This window comes from Kitasatospora nipponensis (genome assembly GCF_039528135.1).
In the GTDB taxonomy this organism is placed as follows: domain Bacteria; phylum Actinomycetota; class Actinomycetes; order Streptomycetales; family Streptomycetaceae; genus Kitasatospora; species Kitasatospora nipponensis.
The window spans coordinates 1-5,864 of record NZ_BAAALF010000308.1; the positions used below are offsets into that span (position 1 = coordinate 1).

Annotated in this window: 6 protein-coding genes and 1 pseudogene; 3 read left to right on the plus strand and 4 right to left on the minus strand. The window is 72.5% G+C overall.

Translation table 11 applies throughout. The annotated features are described in order from the left end of the window. Positions 1 to 105: 105 nt before the first annotated feature. Positions 106 to 816 carry a maleylpyruvate isomerase family mycothiol-dependent enzyme gene (locus ABD323_RS38995; protein WP_344446847.1) on the minus strand — a complete coding sequence of 237 codons (711 nt, stop codon included), beginning with the start codon at positions 814 to 816 and terminating at the stop codon, positions 106 to 108. Positions 817 to 1,020: 204 nt separating this feature from the next. On the opposite strand from ABD323_RS38995, the gene ABD323_RS39000 reads away from it, so the two are divergent. Beyond that, the gene (locus ABD323_RS39000; protein ID WP_344446848.1) at positions 1,021 to 2,052 is read left to right on the plus strand and encodes a hypothetical protein; all 1,032 of its coding nucleotides are present in this window, start codon (positions 1,021 to 1,023) and stop codon (positions 2,050 to 2,052) included. Between the two features lie 28 nt (positions 2,053 to 2,080). Here the strand turns inward: ABD323_RS39000 and ABD323_RS39005 are convergent, their stop codons facing one another. Beyond that, entirely contained in the window at positions 2,081 to 2,656 is a 576-nt protein-coding gene (locus tag ABD323_RS39005; protein ID WP_344446849.1) for a MepB family protein, read from the minus strand. 87 nt (positions 2,657 to 2,743) lie between these two features. On the opposite strand from ABD323_RS39005, the gene ABD323_RS39010 reads away from it, so the two are divergent. Further along, positions 2,744 to 3,745 carry a YdcF family protein gene (locus ABD323_RS39010; RefSeq protein WP_344446850.1) on the plus strand — a complete coding sequence of 334 codons (1,002 nt, stop codon included), beginning with the start codon at positions 2,744 to 2,746 and terminating at the stop codon, positions 3,743 to 3,745. An 8-nt stretch (positions 3,746 to 3,753) separates the two neighbouring features. Here the strand turns inward: ABD323_RS39010 and ABD323_RS39015 are convergent, their stop codons facing one another. Together ABD323_RS39015 and ABD323_RS39020 are read right to left on the minus strand one after the other, a co-directional pair. Continuing rightward, a complete protein-coding gene (locus ABD323_RS39015) occupies positions 3,754 to 4,122 on the minus strand; it encodes a hypothetical protein (protein WP_344446851.1) in 369 nt (122 codons plus the stop codon). Positions 4,123 to 4,229: 107 nt separating this feature from the next. Next, the gene (locus ABD323_RS39020; protein WP_344446852.1) at positions 4,230 to 4,592 is read right to left on the minus strand and encodes a ribosome maturation factor RimM; all 363 of its coding nucleotides are present in this window, start codon (positions 4,590 to 4,592) and stop codon (positions 4,230 to 4,232) included. 1,071 nt (positions 4,593 to 5,663) lie between these two features. Between ABD323_RS39020 and ABD323_RS39025 the strand changes: the two are divergent. Continuing rightward, positions 5,664 to 5,864 (plus strand): annotated as a pseudogene (locus ABD323_RS39025) (hypothetical protein); the annotation flags it as partial.

A 5,864-nucleotide genomic window follows, 5' to 3' on the forward strand; every position in this document is an offset into this window, starting at 1 on the left:
CCCATCTGCTCCGTCAAGGCCGGCCTCCACTGAGCCCAGCCCCACCCAGCACAACACGACGTCCCCCCACCGGGTCTCGACACCGGGCGGGGGGACGTCGCGCGTTCACGGTCGGACCAGCGGCAGCGGCCAGGTCGGCGGCTGCGGCAGCGGGCCGTCCGAGCCGGGCGGGGTACCGTTCGCGCGGCCGCTGAGCCAGCCGAGGACGGCGTGGCCGGGACCGGTGACCACCGGACCACGGGCGGCGAGCGACCAGGACCGGCCGAGATCGACGGCCTCGACGCGGGCGAGCGGGAAGTCGCGTGCGGTCAGCGCCGCGATGGTGTCGTCGAGCGCCCAGGCCACGTACGGCTCGGGCCAGTCCGCCGGGTGGTAGCCGACGTCCAGGTCGACGAGGTGGGTCTCCAGCTCGCGCCAACAGCGGTAGAGGGTGTACCAGGCCGGGTGGGGCCAGCCCGCCAGAGCGGTCACCGGGGTGTCCCAGCGCTCGGCGGGCATGGCGGCGGCGTCGGCGAACAGCGCTTCGAGCCGTCCGCCCAGGTCGGCGGCGAGTTCGGCGGCGGGCAGCTCCGCCCCCTCCGCCGTCGCCCGGGCCAGCACTGCACCGTCACTCCTCGGGCCGGGCTCGACCCCGGTGCGGGCCACCCCCAGCAGCCACCGGTAGGCGTCGGCGCTGCGCGCGACGTGGCTGATGACGTGACCGCGGCTCCAGCCGGGCAGCGCCGAGGGCGCCCGGACCTGCGGCTCGGTCAGCGCGTCGACGGCCGCGACCGTCCGGGCACCGGAGCGGGTGACTTCCCTGATGATCTCGAGCATGCCCGCACTCTAGTGCTGCGATCTTGCCCGAATGGACGAATCACGCTGCCCTCGCGGGCGCCCGGGTGACCTGCGGCAGGAGCCCGGAAGGGGGAAGACTCCAGCCCGACGGCAGCTCCGAGCGTGCCGCGCCGGCCGGGACTGCCGACGTGGCCGGGTAGCGGCCCGCTCGGCCGCGCCCGGCCGCCATCGAAGGAGTCTCCCGTGCCCACCCGCCACGAACCCGGCGCCGAGGAACAAGCCCCCTCACCTCGGGCCGTCCGAACCCCGGCGCAGGGAGCGGTGAGCGCGGCCGCGTTACTGCCACGGAACGGCGCCCCCGTCAGCCCCCGTGCGCTGCTGAGCCTTCAGCGCAGGATCGGTAACGCGGCGGTCGGCGCGATGCTCGCCCAGGACCCGCAGGCGCGGTCGCCCGCGCCGCAGTCGGACGGGCGACCGGCCGTCGTCCAGCGCCTGAAGCCGTTCCCGGAGCGGATGGCCGACTACAAGAACGCGGTCCGGAAGAACAAGTCCGCGACCTCGACCTCGACCGCGAACCGGTCCCGGGCGGTCGCGGCGTTCGCCCCCGTGGGTGGCGACGAGGCCAAGGAGGAGGATCGCGAGGACCGCCCACTGCGACTGGTCCAGGTGGAGGAGCGGACCGACGACTACACCACAGCCCTGCTCAACCCGGAGGCGAACCCACCGACGGCCGGCGGCTCCTTCACGAACCTCTACGGCCGGCACGGCGCGGACAACATCGCGGTGATGATGGAGAACTACCGCGCCCCGACGGAGACGTACACGGCGAGCGAGGCTTTCCTGCACCAGTGGAGCGCCGTCCACCGGAGCCTGGGATCCGACTTCGAGGACAACGCGCTCCCGAAGCAGGTGAAAACGCACCTGGGTCCGGCCGGGGATGGCGAGTTCCCGGCCCCGGACGAGCTTCCCAGCAGCATCTACCGGCAGAACATCTCCGGGACGCAGGCCAAGAAGGCCCTTGAGAAGTTGCTTCCCGACGGGCCACTCGACTTCGCCGACGGCAGCGACACGTACCGGGAGATCATGGAGACGGTCAACGGGAAGTCGACGCTCAACATCGTCAGGACCTTCAACAACGCCTGGACGACGTTCAACGAGGCCCAGAGGGCAAGGGGTGCCGCGGAGCGTCCCGTCCGCCCGTACCGCATCCCGAGCGGGTCCCTGGTCAAGGACGGCACCAACTTCCACCTGCGGTTCGACCTGACCAGGGACTGAACCGCGCCGATCGGAGCGACCGGCCGGGTCACTCCCCCCGGTGGTAGAGCCTCCGGGCGCGGGTGGGGTCGACGGGTCGGGCCGGGGGCAGGTGCAGGAAGTGGTCCAGCTGCCACGCCTGTGCGGTGCCGGCCTGACGGTTGGTGGTGGACACCCAGGGCGGGTAGACGCGGAAGGCCCGCTTCCCGCCGGCACCGTCCACCGAGGCGACGCCGTGGTCGCGGAGCACGGCCAGCGGGAAGACGAACTGGCCGAAGTGGTCCCGTTCGCGGGTGCTGACGACGAACAGGTCGACGGGGTCGGTCGCGTCGAAGGGCTGGATCGGCCCGCCCGGGGACCGCTTCCACACGGTGACGAACTGGCCGACCTTGGTGGGGGTCGTCTTGGCCGCGCGGAACCGGACGGCGAGTCCGTCCAGGGTGAAGGTGTGGGCGGCGTACTCGGCGCTCTCGGCTTCCGGGACCGGCTGCGAGCAGGTGAACCCGCAGGGATCGTAGACGAGCGCCTTCGCCGCGAGGAGGTCCCGGTGGGCCGGGGCGTTGTCCGACCACGGGGTGAAGCCGGTGGGTTCGGTCCCGGGTGCGGGCCCGCGGTTCGTCGTCATCCGGTCACCCTGTCACAGCCGCCGGATCGCTCCGACGGACCCCGGGGGCCCGCCGGCCGGGCCGGGGGCGCGCATAGGATCCTTCGCATGCCCGCATACCTCCTGGCCGCCGTGTTCACGCTGCTCTTCGGGTACGGGGTGCGGCGCGAGCGGCGGCGCTTCAGCAACGCGGTCCTGCTGGGCCTGGCGGTGCTCTTCCTCGTCGCGGGGCTGCTCGGCGAACTGGACCGCCTGCCCGACACCTTCCTGCGGGTGGCGTTCGTCGCGGCCGCGGTGGCCGCGATCATGGGGGTCCTGGCACTGGCGGTGCTGCTGGTCGCGAACGGGGTGACGATGGTCCGCGCGGAGGGCGGCCGGCCGGCCAACCTGCTCTCGCTGCTGGCCGGTCTGGGCATCCTCGCCCTCGCCGGACTGCTGGTGGCGACGCTCACCGTCGACTCCCGCCCGTTGCGCGTGCTCGCGAGCAGCACGCTGTCGGTGGCCGGCTACGTGGCCTTCCTCTTCCTCTGCTTCATCGCCTACGCCTTCCTCTACGGCCGACTGCGGGTGCGCCGCGACGTGGACTTCGTCGTGGTGCTCGGCGCGGGACTGGTCGACGGCTCCCGGGTGCCCCCGCTGCTCGCGCGGCGGCTGGACCGGGCGCTGCGGCTCTACCGGGCCCAGGCCGACCGCGGCGAGGCGCCGGTGCTGATCGCCTCCGGTGGCAAGGGCTCCGACGAGCAGACCTCCGAGGCGCGGGCGATGGCCGACTACCTGATCGGCCACGGCGTCCCGCCGGAGCGGATCCGGCTGGAGGACCGCTCCGGCAACACCGACGAGAACCTCGAGTTCAGCGGGGCCCTGATGGCAGCGGCCAAGCCCGGCTACCGGTGCCTCGTGGTGACCAACAACTTCCACGTCTTCCGGGCCGCGGTGATCGCCCGGCGCGCGGGCGTCCCCGCTCAGGTCCTCGGGGCGCCCACCGCCGCGTACTACTGGCCCAGCGCGACGCTGCGCGAGTTCGTCGCGATCCTGGTCTCCTACCCGATCACCAACCTCGGGATGTGCCTGCTGCTGGTGCTGCTGGGCGTGTCGGTCTCCTGGAAGTGAGCGCGATCTCAGGCGAGGTCGCGGCTTGAGGCCGGGTCACCGACCCGCTCGACGGCGCCGTCCCGGGCGATGTCGATGGCCGTGACGACGGGCTGCCCGAGCAGCACGGTCTGCTCGTCGAACCCCGCGGCCTTCAGCGCCCGCAGGCCCAGGAGCACCGCCTCGCGCTCGGCCTCGGCGCTGTCGTCGGCCGCGACCTCCACCCGAACGGTGAAGGTGGACTCGCCCTCGTGCTCGGTCAGGACCTCGAGATCCTGCGGATCCGATCCCACCCGCCGCGGGTCGGTCCCCCGCAGGGCGCCGAGCAGCCGGCTGCGGCCGAGCTCGGTGAGGTCCCGGCGGAGCGTTCCGGGCAGGGAGATGACGAAGTCGGTCATAGGGTGGCCTTCCGTTCCAGCGGGGCGCGACCGCCCCGTCCGTGTCGCCCGTCTGTCCGTCACGCGCCCGGCCGAACGGCCGGCCGGGCGAGCGGCCCGGTCCCCGCTCAGAGCATCGGGCCGCCGTAGAACGGCCCGTAGTAGGAGCTGTACATCTCGCGAGCGGCCGGGCTGGTGTGGGTGCGGGGCTCGAAGTCGGGGCCGGCCTTGATCTCCTCCCGGCTCCGGTCGACGTAGACCTTCTTCTCGGAGTGGTCGACCTGGACGACGGTGCCGGCCGGCAGCAGCACGTGCCGGCCGAAGATCCACGGGCCGGTGTCGACCACCAGGTACGCGGAGCCGACCTCGTCGGAGTGCTGGTCGATCCTGCCGACCTGGCCGTCGGTGGCCTCGACGTGGAAGCCGATCAGGTCGGCACCGAAGAGGTGGCCGGACGTCGTGCGGTAGACCCAGATCTCGGCGGAGCTCATACGTGTCCTCTCGTCGTGGCGCCGCACCCGGCGACTCTCGTCGAGCGGCGCACCGTTGACGCTTCGGCTGCCCCGGCTGAGCCGGTTCACTCCTGGCGGCCGGCCTTCGGACCCACGGGGGCGGCTCGGCCCTGTCCGAAGGAGCATCCGAAGCCATCCGTGTTTGATTCTGTTGCTTTCCCCGGCAGAGGCGGCCTGGGCGACGCGCACCGTTCCGCCCGGGACACCCAGGACAGCCCCCGACTCCGGACGGTCTACGGACCACCGTCCGACCGACTACCCAGACTTCCGTCGCCCGCCCCTACCCTTTCGGGAAACGCTCCGAAGAACAGGGGCTCGGATCACTGGACTCCGGCCGCTCGTTGCTCTTATCTGGATACACCGAACAGTGCGGCTCGCCGGAATCCCCGCTCCCCCACCAGGCAGCGGAAAAGCGGCGAGAAGCCCGTGCACCTCCACCTCCACCAGGGCGGCAGCACCCCCACACCCCCACCGCCCACCGGCGCCGACTCCACGAACGACCGCCACCGGCCCGCATTCAGAGCGCATTGCGCACCGAGCACGGAATGCCGGGAGTCGGATTTCCGGGAACACCGACGGTGGTCACCGAGAGCGGTCCGACGACCCCGCACCACCCGGCCGGACCGGCGCAGGCGAGCGCGCGCCCCACCCCGACCGGCAGTCACCGTCGCCCGCCGGGAGCAACCGGACGAACGACGCCCCGACGGACGCCGGTTTGTCCCATCAGGATCACCAACCAGGCCTGACAGCAAGCCCTCTGACACCTGATCACGAACTTCCGACCCGCCGCCGACCCCTCCCCCGGACCGGATGCGAACGTCACAAGGTGGTCTCGACCCCCCGCTGCCCTTGACGCAGCCGCGGCAACACGGGTGTCATATCTCCCATCGCGTTTGAACCTGTGTGTTTCTGAGACTTTACGTTGGAATGAACCCGCGCCACCTACGTCGGGCTCCACCCACGCCGATCCCCCGTCCCCCACCGCGGGCCGCCCTTCCGGCCCCGGAGGCGGTGCCTCCCCCTCCCGCACGACCCTCGAGGTGATCCCGTATGAGCAGAACCCAGAGCGCGGACCCCACCCCGCGGCCGCCCGGAGCGGCCACCCGGGGGACGGCGGCACAGGACGCGCCGGGCGCCGTCGGGGCGCTCACCGGTCGTTCGGCGGGTGTCCGGGCGATCACCAAGACGTTCGGGACGGTCCGGGCGCTGGGCGGGGTGACCCTGGACTTCCCGGCCGGACAGGTCACCGCG